Genomic DNA, 17,357 nt, shown 5'->3' with positions numbered 1-17,357 from the left:
GGTATAGGAATAGGTTAAAAACCGATTGGACATAATTAAATGTGTTGGTGAACGGTTCTGGAAGGAAATATATGCGTACATATCATGACATTTTAATTCCTGCACCAATGAATAAAGAAGTAATTTTAGTAGGTAACTTTGTGTCAATGTACAACAGAAGTCTACATTATCTATATTTACATATGTACAAAATACTATGTAATATTAAATTATAAGTTTTATTGACTAGGCTAAATATGTACTGTAATTTCATATAGTGTTACACATTATGTGGGCATTCCGTATAGATGAAACGGAGTAGTCCTTTTTGATATGTAAACAACAACTAAAGGAGTGATTAAATATAACTTCTTTTTTTCATGCATATTGTCCAGAGGGCGTAAAGAGTAAATATCGTCTTATTGTTTTTGATGATAAGAAAGAGGCATTTATACCGCTAACAGAGTTTTATCATGACCAAGTTAAAAGAATCAGTGAAAGCTCTGTAATTACTTATCTAAATACGTTAGAACCATTTTTTTATTGGTTGAAGATGAAAAGTAGTTTTAGAGAAGAAAAGGTCTCCTGGAATGATGAACCTCAAGCTGTTAATGAAGCTGTAAGACAATATTTACTAGACCAGATGAATTGCAAAATACGTTCTAGAGATGGATATGAAGGTGTGTATCTCACAAAAAAGAGTTCTAAAACGGTACAACTTTTTCTTTCAGCAATTAAAGGATTCTATAAGAGCATGATACGTCTAAAGAACTATGCCTATGCTAATCCGTTAGTTGGCTTAGAGTTTAGTCAAAATAATTCGGATCAACATGGTGAAAGAAAGAATAGACCAAGGGTGCATAAAGAAGCTGGTACTGAATTGCAAACTTCTTTTAGAAAACAAACGGATTCATATTTTAAGATTATAAATGAAGAGTGGGTTCCGGAGATCATAGGTGATTGGGATTTGCCCTATCGCATTTATAAAGCTGGAGATTCACAAATTTGGAAGTTAAGAGATGAGGTTATTACTCGCTTCATGTTTGAAACAGGCGCGCGAATATCTGAGATACTTGAACTTACTGTTGGAGACTATAGACAACGAACGGACTTACATGAATTTGCCGCAACCAACAAAGGTAGCTATAAAAGGCGAATCAAGTTTATTCGTATTTCTCCAGAAACATTAAAATTATTGATTAGATATGTAAACTCAGAACGTCGTCAGTTTGCGAAAACACAAACAAAGTTTGATAGCTTGCCTGCCCAAGAACCTTTATTTTTATCAACTAGAGGAACTCCATATACTTACTCGGCTTTTTACTCTAATTGGACATTGATTACAAAGAAATCCGGAATAAGGCTTAATCCACATAAAGCTAGACACTGGTTTGTAACCTCTATGCTACGGGGAATTTACGAACAATCTAATACAACTGCCCAGATCGAGGACAAGAAAAAGCAGCTTATTGAGTATATGAAATGGCGCGATACTGAAACCTTAAAAGTATATGATCATTATCACGATGAGCAAAAATTTCGAGACCTACATGCAAAGCTTCAAGCAAACTATATGAAAAGAGAAAAAGAGTATTTAGAATTAGTTAAAGTCCATTCACATAACGAACTAACTGAATCTTGTAGTTTAAAACTTAATAACGAAGAGAAACAACCATGGTTGAATGATTTCTTTGAAGGGATGGAAATGTAGTGACTGCAGATGTGATTATAGAAAAATTGATAAAAGATAAGACTTGGGGAGCATTGCTCCATAATAAATTGCCAAAAGAACTCTTACTTTTAACAGACTCAAATCAAGGCTACTTTTGGGACAAAGTTGATGATAAGAACATTAAATATTTTTTGCGTCATTGCGCTGATTATCCCTGGGCGAATCACTTTGCACTGGCAATTTTATGCCTATCGGATCGACAACTAACTCCTCAATCAATTTTTAATATTACGAGTTCGTTAAACGCTCGCTTCCGAGATATATTTAGCCATTTTAAACTTTTGTCTATGAATGAATTTCTTACGTCACACGTAGAATCCTACTTAGTGGGAGAAATCTGCTCTGATCACACTGACCGACAACGCCAATCCCTTTTGGCAGGTTATAATACGTTTAATTTTAATCTTGACAAATGGTTAGGGACCAAATTCAGCCATGAAAAACAAATTACCCTTTCTGTATACCAACTTCCTAATCTTCCTTATGACAATCGAGACTTTAGTGCTCGTAAAAAAGCAGTTACTAATGCAAAGACTAAACGGAAAATTGACACTTCAGCGATAACACCTCTACTACCTGCAATAAGAGCTGAAGGACACCTTAGGTGGAATCAAGTAATTCGATTAAGAGAGGCCTTCCGTAAAGCTATTATGAAGGCTAGAGAGGAGAAATTATCTCTGCCTATAGAATTTAACTACGATGAATCAGAACATGTAGGAGAACGTTGGTATTTTCTCCTTAGAGATATTAAAGCCTTTGGTAAAAACCGTGGTGAACCTAAAACGTATAGAAAGTTCAAAGATGAAAATTGTGTACTTGAGTTTGTAAAGGCTGAGAAGCTAGAAGATGGATCGGAAGGTGAGGGACCGTGGTTTTTAGAACTCCTTAAACATAGAGTTTTGGGCAACCTTGCTCCGGGGCAAATTTCTGAAGAACGTAAAAAGAACTTAATAAATTTCCTTGATCATTGGGGTTATGAGGTAGAAAAAGGTGAGAACCTACCCTCGCCATTTTTTGTAAGAAATCCAGGTGTACTTATCCAAGGCTTTGACATAACTCGGACTATGAAGACAACGAACAAGCTCCTTATTAATATTGAACCTATATATGTCGCCTGCATGTTTGCAAAGTTTGCGCTAGATATTATTACATCCTCAGGAGCTAGAATAAACGAGGTGCTTCAGATCAGTTATGATAAGGACTGTTGTGTAGTTACTGTAGATAGAAGCGTAAGCCCTCCTAGGACTAATTATATTTTACGTTTGATTCCGAAAGGTAGGGAAGAACCAGAGAACTTTTATGTCCCAGAGGAAGTATTCAAATTTATGAATGAGATACTGAAGATGTTAAAATCTTCTTATGACTCTGACTTGTTACCTGAAGTAGATTTTGATATAGAAAGTAGGAAACATCTGATCTCAAAGAAAAAGTTTATTTTTCAGTATCAATTTAAACATATTCATGTGAATTCACTTACAGCCATTCTTCGTTTCCTATTACATGGCATAATCATCCAAACAGCGGAGGGTAAACAAGTTATAATAAAGGCACATCTTTTAAGGCATGCTTTCGCAACTCATGCAGTACAAACGGAAAAGATTCCTTTGGATATCGTGAAGACTCTTTTACATCAAAAAGATATTGAGGTCACTTCTTACTATTCTGCTCCTACAGCTCAGCAAATTACTGAATCGATTACTTCTCTTCATGAAAATTGGATTTCCTATATAGATATTCAAAAAGGGGTTCTTAGAGGCCCAGAGGAACTACAGGAATTATATCATGATTATCGTGAGAAAGTTGGGACTATGTCCAGGGTTGTTGGGGGGATCTGTACTATAGATGCTGTATGCCCAACTAAAATGGCCTGTCTCGGTTGTGGAGCGAAAGTGCCTCGACCTGAGTTCAAAGAAGAACTACTTGCTGTTTATGATTGGGCAGATGAAAGTGAAAAACGATTTCAAAAATTAGGACTGCCTTTAGAAGCAAAGAAAATGAAAATCGCAAAAAACAGAACCAAAAATGAGCTTAAAGAAATCCTATTAATCGAAAACTCACAAAAGGATGAATCACATGTCCCAGAAATCAGAATCCAACCAACCTAATGAGCTGCTATGGTTAAAATCCATTTATGACAAGAAAAAACAACGATCAATTGAACTTGGCATGAAAGCGATAAATTCATTAATAAAGGAGAAAAAAACAGTTTCATATAGGACAATATCTGAAAAAACAAAAGAAATTGATCCAGAAGGTCTAGGTATACATCCAAATACTATTCATAACAATCAAGAACTTTATGAGTATTATTTGAGTAGTCGTTCCACATCGCTTAACAAGCCTCTAAAGAGATCTCGTAAGCCACTAAACGACAAATTAGAGAGTATTAAGTATATTAAGTTGGACCGTGACATAAATCAAGTTAGACAGCGTTATATGAAGCTTACAAAGCCGGAGTTAGTTGATTCATTAATACGAATGGAACAGTATGTTGCTCAACAAAATCAACAATGGCTAAAATCTGAATTTGAGAAATTCGAAGATTAGTTCGTGAGTTCTGAAATGAAAATCTGGACTAAGTGGAAGAAAGAAGCTTAAAAACTTTCTCACAGGTTAAGTACCATTAATTGTTCCGAACCCAACTTATATTGCCGAGGGACAAGAACATGTCCCCATTAAAGTCGCTATTTTAGCGGCTTTTTTATTTTAGCGGCACAAGTCCGTGTCCCGAGCCAAGCACAAGAACTTGTACGATTGCCGGAATGGACAAGAACATGCTCCCATTTCTGATTAGATGAATATCTAAGTGTGAGAAGTGAGTCTCTTCTGAGCGATTAACAGACTACAGGAGGTATTTTCACTGGAACTATATTCCCATTTGAAATGGATAAAACAAGCTCGTTAATAAGCACTTTCTCAAAAGCGAAGATGAAATCTGTTTATAGGGGGATCCTTAGACCAGCTGCAGGTGAAGATAACTGTAGATATGATAAAAATGATGAAAGCCCAGGACATTATCATCATTGAACAACACATATCAAACTATAGTTTAATAATAGTCTAATTCCATTCGGGGGTATGTTCATCATATGGAACTGTTATTAAGCAAAATGAAGGTAGATATGCTGTTGCTTCTTGCGGATTATATGAAAGTGGATATTACAGAAATGAAGCGAGAGAGTAAATAGGAAGTTGTATTTGTAACATACTGATTAAGAAGTAGCAAATTCGTAAAGGTAAGATTTATAAATATCGCCGCACGGCCTCTTTATTTGCTTATTAGACTATAACTGTTACTCAGCTGGTGCTGCCCAGCTTCTCCCGAAAGTAACTCCGGTAACGTTGTTTCAGTAGTTATTATGCTATGCGGTATTCGTTTTTATCTTAATTTGCCCGAGACAACCTAATGACGGTACTGCAATAGTCAGCTGTCCAAAGATTTGTAATGTACGGAGTCAATGGGATAACGATATAAGTGGTTGCGTGACTAATGATATAGCCATGAAAAGTACAAAGTTGAAGAAGCGTAAATAGAGAGTTTAGAAAGGAGGCAGAAATGAATTACACAGAAGCAAAAAACAATTTTATATGAAGCATCCAGAAGAGAGTAGTGATATTGGATTAAATAAAATACAACGTGCAAAGGCTGACGGTAGTATAATGAAACACGTCTCATTGCAATACATTGATGAATTTGAAGCTCAGTTAATTAGCGATAAACTAGAGCATAGGAACGACACACGTTGTGATACTATTATGAACAATGTAATTCAATGCTCGAAGATAACAGAGATTAAATTAGCCCTCTATGTATGCTAATATATACACTTTACTACTATTTTTTTCTGACTTTATAAATTGAGAATGAACTATTTAATTAAAAGAAATTTTAAGCATTACAATCACGGCAATTGCCTTGTATAATTATAGGGAGTTAGGAACTGCCCCTATAACGTGAGACAAAAAAACCACCATCAGTGCGCTAACTTTATATGGTGGACTTGATGTCTGGGAAGAGGATTCATCCGAAGTCAAAGGTTCTGTTAGTAACAAGTGATATGAATATGCAGAAGGTTTGCAGGGTTTCCATTTATCGAACCACCAGGTTCTTATATATAGGTTAGAACATTAATGCAGAAAGGAAGAGGATAAGTGAGGATTCTAAATAACATTGGTTCCAGACACTTTGATGAGTTAAAACAACTTGTTGCTGGATCTGACGAGTTGCATATTGTCAGTCCTTTTTTAATGGAATCATTTGATATTTTCTTCGATGAAATTATCGCCAACTCGGAGATTAAACGGATTGTGCTGGTAACAAAATTAAAGGATAATGACCCTGACTTATTGAGAAAGGCAAATTCGTTGCATTCGTTCCTTTTCAATTGCCTTACGAACTCTATTGCTTTTCGAGTTCATGAAGATAGCAAGTTGCATGGAAAGATTTATATCGCACATAAGAATGGAGTCCCAATCAGGGGGATTATCACTTCTGCGAACTTTACAGACAACGGTCTGAACCAGAATCATGAGTGGGGCGTGCTAGTTGAAGATCAAGAAGCTTTAAAGAAGGTTATTGCCGATATCGGAAAAGTAAGCAGCCATGCACTAACGCGTGAGGAGCTTCAGGGAATTATCAAAAATATTGACAGTTATGCTAAAAATGAAGAAGTACATAAAGTGCCAAAATTTGATCTTGAGGTAGGTCATCTATTTAAGAAAAAAACAGTTGAACTTAAACCAGATGTTCGATATTTTATAAAGCCAGTTGGTTCTTCTGACCGTCCGTTCGCAACTACAAGAAAACTGAACAGTGACTTTGAAAAGATGCACTTCTCTCGGAGACCTACTCCTGTGCGTATAGGGGATATATTAATATGTAATGGAGTTGGTACGACGAAACTACTAGGATATTTTGAGGTAATTAGTGAACCCTATATTTGGGATAGTACAAGCCAATGGTCTTGGGAGCTGGAAGTAAAGAATTTATGTCCAGAGTACAGCGAATCTTGGAACACATTCAATAATACGATAGCCAGTATCGTAGCGTCCTATGATCATGTTCATCCTGTAACTAATGTCGGAGGAAGTACTCTTGGTGCATTACAGTTTGGGCGGGGCAGAATACAACTGACTAAAGAGTTTGCGAAGCATGTTATCGAATTAATGGAAGGTAGTGTGAAAGCAAAGAAGGAGAACAAATAAGAGCCTGGGCGAACATCGACCTTCCTTTGAAAACATACACTGTCCACCTCGATCATGATGCATGTGCGCATGTCACCGAAATGAAGCACCCAACTGAGCTTGGATGGAAGAAACAGCAAGGTACAGGAAGTTGGAAACCGTTCCGGTCCAAGGAAGAAGCTCTTGATATTTATGATATTAGCTACAAAGAAAAGCTAACACTAATCGAGTGTAGTAACTGCTGCAAATAAAATAATTGAAGAGACGGTACAGAGTTCACATGTCGAGTTCTGTACTGCTTTTTCTTGTGCTCGGAGATTATTCTGATTCAGCAGTTATTACAGCACCAACTCTAACAAATGCTGGATTTGCCGTAAACGGGGTCACATTCAAGGCATTAGTAGAATCTCTTGAAAAAGGGACTTTTGAGTTTTTAGGACTCATGACTGTGATCTAGTTGTAAGTTTGTTGTCACAGGAAGAGTAATACATTGCACAAGAAAGCTCGAATCTTTTGATTAGAGGTGTATGTCGATGAGAGGCTTAAAGATCTGAACAACGAAAATCTGGCTTTGTTGTTGAGCTTAATCACGAAACCAAATAACGGCACAATCACATGGATTAATTCAGCAGTTGAGACTAACAGAGAAGATTTATTAAAACTATTATCGGTTAGACGGGGGACTACGAATGAAAGCAACTGATAGAGATTATTCTGTCTTAACACCTGATGAGGAACTTGAATATGCAAGAATGCTAGAAGAAGAAAAAGTTGAGAAGCGTGGGAAGCTAAACATTAGGGTCAATTTATTTAGAAAATATCCCAAGGCTGCGAGGCATTTTTTGAGTCTCTTTCCTAATAATTATCTTGATATTGTTGATTTGGAGAATGAACGTGGTATAAAGATCTTCTTAAACCAGCTTTCAGACCAATTGGACGATGGCACATTATCTGATGAGCGTGATATTGCACGATATATAAAAGAAAACGGTGCGTATTATTTTATTGGCTCAATATTAAATTACTATGATTTTGGACATCACGAGGCATACATTTTCCCAGAGTTTCAATTGAGTTCAACCTTTAAGGTTGATTATTTGTTAATCGGGCGTAATTCAGATGGATACTCATTCATATTTGTTGAAATTGAGCATCCTATTAAACAGATAACTTTGGCGGATGGGGAACTTGGCAATGCCTTTAGGAAAGGCATCAAACAAGTTAAGGATTGGAAAAACTGGCTAAATGCTAATTTCTCTACATTCACCACTACAATTAAAGGATATACGCATGCTGAAAAACAGTTACCGGATGAATTTTATTCGTTTGACCCAACGCGATGCCAATACGTTGTAGTAGCTGGTAGAAGGGATGATTTAAATGATACAACACGCAGAATTAGGCGAGAGCACATAGAAGAGCAGAAGATCAGGCTTTTACATTATGACAATATTATCGACAGCACATTGGAAGTAGTTAAGAAAAAGAACTATTAATAGTAGTCTCTAAAGGGCAGTTTAGGACGGACTCGTTTGTTGAGTTGAAAGTTGCACTGCATAATAAACATAATTGAGGTGTTTTATGAAAAACAATGATAGTTATAGGTTAATTCCTTATCTTTTCAAAAATATTCCATATGCTCTACCAACAAACTCATCAAAAAGATTTAACGATATATTCGTTCTTCGTTAATTGCATATATTACCGAAAGACTATGAGTTGGAGAATATAACTGAGATTCTTGATAGTTTACCACTAGAGAATTTTGAAATGGACGAGACTGTTTACGCTGATCTAGCCCAAGATTTATTAATAGGTACTATTAAGCCAAACAAAACGGCCTGTAATGAGGCGACAACAGCGAATGAGCTCGATCGTGAGTTTGACCAGACGGAAGCGAAGCGTTTCGTGGTAAGCGATCTCACGTATGTGAAGGTCCCGCATCGGTGAGATTAAGTCTGTGTCCTGATTAACCTGTGCAATCGTGAGATCATTGGCCACAGTGCAGGTCCACATCTCTGGTTTCGCGTGCCTTTGCAACGGTAGAAGGTGATCTCAGCCAAATCCAATGGTTTCATACGGATCGTGGGAGTGAGTTTAAAAACCACACGATGGACCAGCTTCTCAAAACGTTTGGTATCGGCCGATCACTCAGCAAGTCGGTAGTCTTTGTTTAATTTAACATTCAATTTATGGCAGAGTGTCATTTCCATATGAATTGTGTTATCCTTTGGGTAAATTATATCACTCTTCATATCCGAGATCAGGAAGAAGCCTCAATAGAAGAGTTTGCTACTTTAGATGAAGAAAATCAAGAACTGATCACCACATTAACTTATCTCTACGGAGGTTAAAATGAGTAAAACAAATGAAGAGTTGATTAAACAACAGCGAGTTGGTGACCTCCCGAAAGTGAAACTCATGGCTCCTTCGTTAGATGGTGGTCCTGATCGCGAAGTGACCGTTGTTTACCAGCGAAAGGCAAACTATGGTACTCCGTCATTCCTCAAAGATAAGTAAACGATTTCTAATGAAAAGCCAGCGCTTAAATGCTGGCTTTATTCTTTATATGTGATAACGCGGGTATCACGTCATGGTGATGTTTGCCTGAACCAATCCCATTTTGAAACATAAAACTTCTCCACATAATAATTCTGAATTGCATCGCAGAAATATCTTTATAAATTTGGCATACTAGACCATATGAAATGAGAAAAAATACGAGGAACATAGATATAAATAGATACATTTATCCATATATTTAGCCCGACTTCCGATACTCACTAATCAGCTGAGATAGAGGAGAATAGATTAGTGTGCATAAAAAAAATGGTTCATTTTGTTCAATCACCAAACTATGAGCACATGTACAAGTTCAGGTGCAAAAGTACAATTACTGAGACAAGCGATTGGTGAATATCAATCATCCCTTGGACTATAAGGACTCGCAGCGACGAAGCAAGTGCCTGGTCGTTCACGATAGGAAAAGGAAAGGCTTATATGCCCGATACGACGAATTGGTGCTGAAACCGGGAAGTAAATTGCCGACGCAGATCGTGGCCTCTTACGACGACGGCACATTCGGTACCTCGAACAGCGATTGCTTACTCTAGCAGTTCGCCTGCCGGTCTGAAAGTCTTATCGGACGGCACGCTAGAAGGGGTTCAGCCCGGAAATTATAAGGTGACGCCCAGCTCCGGGGCGGTGCGTGGGACAGTGGCGGTGAGAGTATTCGAGAAACTTATTCAGCCACAGATCCGGTCAAGGTCAAAGATATCGCAGGATGCTCTGAACAGGTGGCGATTGAGTGGGCACTTCGTTCCGGAGTCACCGTAGCGAATGCAAACGGCAAATTCCGCCTGGAAGATCCGTGAGCGAGGCTCAGTTTCTTATCATGTTGCTGCACACCTACAAAGTTGATGACGAATCGCATGCCTCCAAGAACAAGAAGCACTGGACGGAAGGCGCCTAAAACGTGGCTACGGCCCGCAACCAGCTTTTGTTCAGTTCAAGTCCTGGCAAAAGCTGATTCCGGGTTAAGCCAATTAACCGTTATCGCGCGGCTGGCTTAATCGCCTCGATGGACGGTGTGAATTTCGATTTTCCTTATGCAGTGAACTACGTGCTGGCTCATAATTACATGCGCGGAACTGAAGTGAAGGCAATGAGAGTAGGATGTTCGGTTCCAACGATATCGTTACTCGGACGCAGGCAGCGGTGATCTTGATGCAATTGCAGTCCAATATGAAGCAATTGATTGACGCACCGAAGTCTGTTACTTCCGAGAAAAAGCTACCTGAAGATTTATTTCTGGAAGTGTATATTAAACCGGCACTTGGTAGCAAAACGTTTATTGTTGAATTCTGCACGGACGACAGGTTTTTGGTGGAAGGGAAAATCACGGATCAGGCGAGCGAGCAAGCAATTGGAGATTCAGATCGATCAACACCAGGATAACTGTAAAGCAGGAAGATGCTGGAGAAAATTCATCGGGTCACTTTTCCATTTCGTCCACGGGTACATATAGCGATGCTAGCCTAAATTTATATCTAATAACACAGGGAACAACTTATGCCATTGGGGCCAAAAGAGACACAATGAACGGATCGGATTTTTCAAGATAAGAAATTATGACCTAACAAAAATGTTCACAACTTAAGAATGAAAGGCGAAGAAGCCTCCGACGTGGTTCGGAGGTTTCTTCGTGTCGAGAAAGTCCGATTTGGAGCAAAATGAAAGAGTTAGGAGAGAAAGGTGCAGTGGAAGAGCGTTAGCGTTTGCAGTTATTAATTAAGAAATTATACTTCGTTTAGTCCTTTTCACGATTTCAACATGAATTTTACCCTGCAGCTTCTTGCTAAGATTTTGCTAAGGGAATTTCCGTATAGCCCTATTCTCTTAAATTGTTCATCAAGATTAAATCGTCTCTGATTCCAAGTGGAGGTACGAACCTAACCAAAGGAAAGAAGAAAATTTCTTTGTATATTCAGAGTTGACACTCCCCATAAAATGGATTATATTTTATTCACAACGATTTGAAAATAATTAACATGTCTGTGAATAACATTAACGGAGGTTGCGCTATGATAATTGAAAAAGATTTATTAGCGTTAAGTGATGTAGCAAATTTATGCGGAACTAGTAGCAGTAATATTTCAAATTGGAGGAAACGTGATCCCAGTTTCCCTGACTCTTTTATTGAAACATCTGCTGGCCCGATATGGAAGGCGGAGGATATTGTTCATTACCTCCAACAGAAATTTGATTCTGAATATGACGCTGTCTTTTCAGGAAAAACAGTTATTAAACGTATGGCTATAGTTGGAAGAGCGCGTGGGGGGAAATCATTTTATAACTCAAGATTTGTAAAAGATAGAGTTGGATTTGTTGAACTTTTTTGTGGTAATAGCGATGATAAAACTTCTTGCCCAATAAACGTAAAGATATCAGAGTACTATATCTATGAATCATATGAATTCCATACTGATTTTAATAGTATCTATTCTTCAGATGAAAAAGATATTGAGATCACTCAAGTGAGAGAAAAGGTCTCAGCACTTGTTAATAAATCATATCCTCAGGACAATATTGAAGTGATGCTTGAGATTGAAGCTGTTTGTAAGGCGATTCAATCAATAGAAAGGAGATCATCCAAAAAAAAGAAATGTTACACTTATATTGATACCTATCAAAGACCAAGTGAGTTTTGTAAAGAAATTCTTAGGACTTGTGGCCTTCGGAGTTTAGAGATAGTGGATACTCCAGGAGTTTCTGGAAATGTTGAAGCATCCAAAATAGCTAAATCCGATATATATGTGTTCCTACTAAAACCAGATAATGATGATGAGTCGCAGACTTTAAAGCGAATAGTGACAGAGATAAAAGCAGACGTAGCAACCAGCAAAGCTATCTTCTTATATAAGAAGGAAGGTGTATTTCTTAGCATAAAGAAGTATGATGAGGCACGCTTAAAAATACGTAAAGATATGGCTACATATAATGAATTGTTTTCAGATCTTAAAGGGAATATTATCTCTACTGATTTAGAAGTTTTGGACCCATCGAGTCACAGTATACTCTTTCCAACAATGGATAGTGAAGAGATTATTCTTTCAGAAGAACTGTTTCTTGAAGAGATAAGAGAAAAATTGCTTGAAGCGTTTAAACCACAGGATGAAATAAGCAAAGATCAGGAATTTAAAAAGATAGTTTCAGAGCATGGAGAGCAGGCAGTAGAATTAGCCCTGAATATCTTAAGAAACATTCCAAACCACGATATTAATACAGATAATATGGAATACACCACAGAGCAGCTACTTAGTGAGAACCATGACCGAGTTATGACCAAAGATAATTACAGGCTTCGTAGCGATTTAGATAATGCTTATCGCGAAGAAGCGAATATTCTGGATCATTACTTCTCATCTTTTACAGCTGAAGATTATCCAGAAGGTTGGAAGCAATTAGTGATCAAATATATACACAAAAAACTAACAGAAAGTGTTAGAACAGATCGGGGGTTGGGTGTAGGAACACACCATTGGGAGGAAAGGCCAGCTAGAACGATGCTAGTCGAAGAGTCGATCTTAGCCGATAGAATTCTTACAAGCATCCTTGATACAGATGAGAAATCTAGGAATAGACCCTATAGAGAAGTATTTAAAGATAGTAACATCAGTAGTGCCACTTGGGATTATGTAGGTTGCGTCAACGATGAGGATGCAACTACAAAGTTAAAAATCATAAAAGAGTGTCTATTAGATGTTGGCGTGTCAAACCGCAAAGAAATGGTTTTGACCCGATATGTTGGTGGACTACGTAAACTCGCAGAGTATAAGATTCTTAGAAACCTAGGTTATAAAGAGGATAAGTGTATGGACGAGTTGAAATTATTGCCGTTCTGAACGAAAATCAAAAGAGCATAACCAATTTAGTTGGCAGAATCCCCCCACTTGAAGAAGATCGGGATTCTGCCAAAGGTTTATTCTATTTCAACTTTTGTAAATTTCTGTCGAGGGACAAGAACATGCTCCCGTTGAAGTCGCTTTTTTAGTGGCTTTTTTACTTTATCGGTACAAGTTCTTGTCCCCAGCCAAGGACAAGAACTTGTACCGATTGCCGGGATTGACAAGAACATAGTCCGATTGCGAATTTGATATATGTCTAAACATTGAGCACATGCACTTATAACCTTATTAAGTACCATGATATATGAATGGAACAATTGATACGACGAGAGGTTAAATACGGGCGGATAGGAAATAAAAAGCGAAATTTCGGACTGAAATTAGCTCTTAAGGATAAGAACATGTACCCATTTCCGATTAAATATCTTAGTTTGAGTAGTGAGTCTCTTTATAGACTAAAAGGATAAAGTCTAACGATTAGACGTATATCTAGTCGTTAGTTGCCCGTTAATTCATTAACTTAAATTGCAGGTTAGTACAAGTAAGGGGAATTGGTTTCAGATCGAGAGTCAGCTTCAATAACTGTAAATGGCTGCGCAAACGCTTAATTTCCTTTTTGCTCGATGTAGCCTTTCGCATACACGAACTCTATCAACCTCGAGCACAAGGCACGGATAGCGGAGTTATGTCAAGAAAGAGCTCCAGAAAGATCAACCCAAACTGGATGAGACTCATCTCTAGAACCAGTTGCAAAAGAGCGTTTGCTGAAACTGAATTTTCCTTGATCAAACAGTACTTTGACATGGATCAGCAGCAGTACATTGTCTTAAAAGAGACAAAAGGAAATCTGGATCGATTTACGAGACTTCTTTTTGAAAGAGAGGTAGGAGCTTTACGAAAGCTCCGCCATAATCAATGTATAAGTTTGAGTTTACTGCTGGTGCAGTTTGACACATCGACCATCCCACAGGGGGCAAAGGTGTTAACGGCTGACTTGAACCTCTGCCTAATGTATCACACTAAATAGTGTCAATAAAGCATGGACGGAATACTCTGCATCCTGGATGTATGCAGATGCTACGAACTTGTGGAGTAAACAGGGTGGAGATTTCAATGCTTCGCAGGTGGCTACAACTGCAGTCGGAAAACTATAAGTGGTCCTTGCCTGCCAATATGCTAAAAAAGTGGATAAATGACCCCACAACAATAGCTACAAAAAGTTTATATCCGGTGATGACACGGCCAATCCGGATTACACGCCGCTTTTAAGCGTGACATGAAAAGTAGCGCAGCAGGGGCAACGACTGGTTATGGACTCATAATAATCGTCTGGATTCACAGGGTTTTCTTTTCAGTAGGTATGAGTTAATTGACAAACATGGATACCTTTTGTACATATGTATAAAATACGGATTATGTGAATATGTCTATAAAAAAACCGCTAATGATGCGGCTTCAACGGTCCATATTATCTACTGCATTTCTCATCTCCTCATCAGTTAAGTGCGTATATATCATCGTTGTTTGAATAGATGAATGGCCCAATTGATTCTTGAGTCTAGGCACATCGTTATTTTCAAGATGATAACGTGTTGCAAAGGAATGTCTGAGAGAATGAACTGTTAACGAAGGTTTTCCAAAGGCTATTGCATACTTTTCAACAAGTTTTTCGATTGATCGTTGTGTCAAACGTCGGCTTTTTCCTTTGCGGCCTACAGGAGCTGCTATGAACAAATAGTTCTCGTTTTTTTCAGGCACATATTTTGTTTCTCTGATCTGAAGATAACTTTCTAAATCCATTAATGCCTGCCTGCTAAAGTAAACATATTGTTCTTTATCACCTTTGCGTATCACTCGGACTAAAGCTTTATTCATATCTAAATCATCCGTATTAATCCCTGCAACTTCGGATAATCTAAGCCCTGAACCCAATATCAACGAAACAATTGCGGTGTCACGTTCACGATTAAATTGATGAAACGAAAAGATCCGTTTATTGTCTTTATGCTTTTCGCCAAAATCATGTGCTACAAATTGTCTGAATAATTCAAAATCGTCTTCTCTTAGAATTTTTCCTTCAATTCGATTTGCTATGGTTTCCTGGCTTTCTTTTATAGTATTCAAATCCATCTTGGCCATAACATTTCGTTGGATATAAGGCTTTAGATCACGGGTTTCAGCCTTATTCTGTAGATAATCGAACAAAGATTTTAGTGAGGACAATTTTCGATTAATCGTAAGCTTTTTGTTTCCCAACTGATAATCCAGGAATGACATGAAGTTTTCTGCCTCACGAATGGTTAGTCGTTCTAAGGTTTCTAAAAGTATCTCTTTTCGAGTTGCTGAAGTTATATCTTCAGCTATAAGCCAATCAAAAAAGATAATGTAATCATGGCAATAATTAAGAAGTGTCGTTGGAGATAACTTTCGTTTTTTACTATCGATAAATTCTGTAACGTACCAAGGTAAATCAGAAAGTTTATCATCAATTCGTTGCATATAGTGCATTTTCATTTGTTTATCCATATGTACGTACCTCCGTGTTTTCAATATATCTCATCTTTATTTATTCGTCAAATTATTATTTTACGTAATAATATTTCGAGGATACAAGGAGCAGAGCTTGTACCGTGATTTGAGGTGTTAGTCTTTCTCTTTCTCGCTGCTTATAAATTCGTCAAATGTTTTTTGGTTACAAAACTCCACCTTTAAATTTTGACGATCATAATCTCTATATCGTATAACTTTATTTTGTACTTCGAATATAAAATTATACTCGACGTATATTTTACCCTCTAAGATTTTTATAGTTTTAATCAATTCTGAAATGAATTTACATACAAAGTCGGTATTACTATGGATGAGTCTTGTTTTAATTTTTTCATTTAGAAATTTTTCATTCTCTTCTGGGGTTTTCTCTATTTCTTTGTAGTACTGAATTTTTAAATGTTGCTTAAATTTATTGTATTGAGGATCACTTAAATCTAATAGATATTCTTCAAAAGTTTGAAATATTATTGTATTTTCGTTAACCAAACTATCAATATCTCTATCACTAGGCTTATATGATCCTCTCTCACTGAATAGCCACTTTTTAAAATGTGAGAATTTTCTAGCTAAATCACTAATTATAGTGTTGAATGCACTCCCAAATCCATATTCGTATAAGTCAACTTTACCAGCAGTCTTTTCTAAAATTATATAACTTATTAAAGGGTTGTGAATAAATGGCTTCTCCATGCCAACGGTGGTTTGAAAAAAATAATCATGAGGGAGATCGAAAATTTCTACAGCACGTATTAAGTGTTCAATTTTAGGAAATCTTCTACCTTCAAAATACTCATCAATAGCAGCAATTTCAAACCCCAATAAAATTCCCATTTCATACTTAGTATATTTAGACTGGTGGAATCTATAGATGGTGTTAAGCTTTTCAGCAAATTTAGAAACACTAAACTGAAATTCCCCCTTGTAAAACGCATCCTCTTCTTTAAACATAGAGTATTCTGATTTTTTATCTTTCAAAAATTGTATATCCTCGGCTTTTAAATCATATTTTCCCAAAGTGCTAACTTTGTGAATCAACAAATTAATATCATCGATATTAGCTTTTATTGAGCTAGTGTTCCGACGAAAATAGATGGTGTGTTCACTTACAATTGGTTTACCCTTTTCGTTATATAAATCTATTGGTGATACTAAAACTTTGTCAGAATCATGAACATATAATAAACCCACAACTTTTTCAAATTCATCATGAATGTTGTAGTAATTCAAGTCAAATACAACTTGTTCACCCAACACACTTATAATTTTTTCGCCTAATGATGTAGGATCGATTTTTTTTTCTATTCCTATAATTCTAGAGTTATCATCCACACCTAATACTAGCCAGCCTCCCCCACTATTTGAAAAGGCTAATATATCTTTTAGTAAATTTGCAAATGCAATATTGGGACTTATATGTATGTCTCTTTTATAATCCCATTTGTTATTCTCTGTTCCTAATCGAACTAATTCAAAAAATTTGTCTTGAGAGTTATACATGTTATCAC

The 17,357-nt window shown here is 37.0% G+C and carries 11 protein-coding genes and 1 pseudogene; 10 read left to right on the top strand and 2 right to left on the bottom strand.

Annotated features, from left to right (window positions below; all coding sequences use genetic code 11):
- The first annotated feature begins 532 nt into the window (after positions 1 to 532).
- The 10 genes and pseudogenes from MKX46_RS02680 to MKX46_RS02640 all read left to right on the top strand — a co-directional run bounded on the left by MKX46_RS02680 (position 533) and on the right by MKX46_RS02640 (position 13,299).
- Positions 533 to 1,690: a tyrosine-type recombinase/integrase gene (locus MKX46_RS02680; RefSeq protein WP_341070870.1), complete on the top strand. Its 1,158-nt coding sequence runs from the start codon at positions 533 to 535 to the stop codon at positions 1,688 to 1,690.
- Positions 1,690 to 3,816, top strand: coding sequence for a site-specific integrase (locus MKX46_RS02675; protein WP_341070869.1), 2,127 nt, complete (start codon positions 1,690 to 1,692; stop codon positions 3,814 to 3,816). Before MKX46_RS02680 ends, MKX46_RS02675 begins: the two co-directional genes overlap by 1 nt.
- The gene (locus tag MKX46_RS02670; protein ID WP_341070868.1) at positions 3,785 to 4,258 is read left to right on the top strand and encodes a hypothetical protein; all 474 of its coding nucleotides are present in this window, start codon (positions 3,785 to 3,787) and stop codon (positions 4,256 to 4,258) included. The genes MKX46_RS02675 and MKX46_RS02670 overlap by 32 nt, the downstream gene beginning before the upstream one ends.
- Positions 4,259 to 5,863: 1,605 nt before the next feature.
- Positions 5,864 to 6,916: a phospholipase D family protein gene (locus MKX46_RS02665; RefSeq protein WP_341070867.1), complete on the top strand. Its 1,053-nt coding sequence runs from the start codon at positions 5,864 to 5,866 to the stop codon at positions 6,914 to 6,916.
- Between the two features lie 668 nt (positions 6,917 to 7,584).
- Positions 7,585 to 8,391, top strand: a complete 807-nt coding sequence (locus MKX46_RS02660; protein WP_341070866.1) for a Shedu anti-phage system protein SduA domain-containing protein — start codon at positions 7,585 to 7,587, stop codon at positions 8,389 to 8,391.
- Positions 8,392 to 8,665: 274 nt separating this feature from the next.
- Positions 8,666 to 8,845 (top strand): hypothetical protein, encoded by a 180-nt coding sequence (locus MKX46_RS02655; protein ID WP_341070865.1) that lies wholly within the window; start codon positions 8,666 to 8,668, stop codon positions 8,843 to 8,845.
- 6 nt (positions 8,846 to 8,851) lie between these two features.
- Positions 8,852 to 9,054, top strand: a pseudogene (locus MKX46_RS25545) (IS3-like element IS655 family transposase); the annotation flags it as partial.
- A gap of 196 nt (positions 9,055 to 9,250) precedes the next feature.
- Positions 9,251 to 9,415 carry a hypothetical protein gene (locus tag MKX46_RS02650; protein ID WP_341070864.1) on the top strand — a complete coding sequence of 55 codons (165 nt, stop codon included), beginning with the start codon at positions 9,251 to 9,253 and terminating at the stop codon, positions 9,413 to 9,415.
- 1,155 nt (positions 9,416 to 10,570) lie between these two features.
- Positions 10,571 to 10,852 (top strand): hypothetical protein, encoded by a 282-nt coding sequence (locus MKX46_RS02645; RefSeq protein WP_341070863.1) that lies wholly within the window; start codon positions 10,571 to 10,573, stop codon positions 10,850 to 10,852.
- A 626-nt stretch (positions 10,853 to 11,478) separates the two neighbouring features.
- The gene (locus MKX46_RS02640) at positions 11,479 to 13,299 is read left to right on the top strand and encodes a hypothetical protein (RefSeq protein ID WP_341070862.1); all 1,821 of its coding nucleotides are present in this window, start codon (positions 11,479 to 11,481) and stop codon (positions 13,297 to 13,299) included.
- Positions 13,300 to 14,757: 1,458 nt separating this feature from the next.
- Here MKX46_RS02640 and xerS read toward each other — a convergent pair.
- Together xerS and MKX46_RS02630 are read right to left on the bottom strand one after the other, a co-directional pair.
- Positions 14,758 to 15,828, bottom strand: a complete 1,071-nt coding sequence (gene xerS, locus MKX46_RS02635) for a tyrosine recombinase XerS (RefSeq protein WP_341070861.1) — start codon at positions 15,826 to 15,828, stop codon at positions 14,758 to 14,760.
- Between the two features lie 117 nt (positions 15,829 to 15,945).
- Positions 15,946 to 17,349 carry an AlbA family DNA-binding domain-containing protein gene (locus MKX46_RS02630; RefSeq protein ID WP_341070860.1) on the bottom strand — a complete coding sequence of 468 codons (1,404 nt, stop codon included), beginning with the start codon at positions 17,347 to 17,349 and terminating at the stop codon, positions 15,946 to 15,948.
- Positions 17,350 to 17,357 lie beyond the last annotated feature (8 nt).

The sequence above is a fragment of the Paenibacillus sp. FSL P4-0113 genome (genome assembly GCF_038009305.1).
GTDB lineage: Bacteria > Bacillota > Bacilli > Paenibacillales > Paenibacillaceae > Paenibacillus > Paenibacillus polymyxa_D.
Note: the sequence above shows the minus strand (reverse complement) of the source record. Positions and strands in the feature narration are given on the sequence as shown.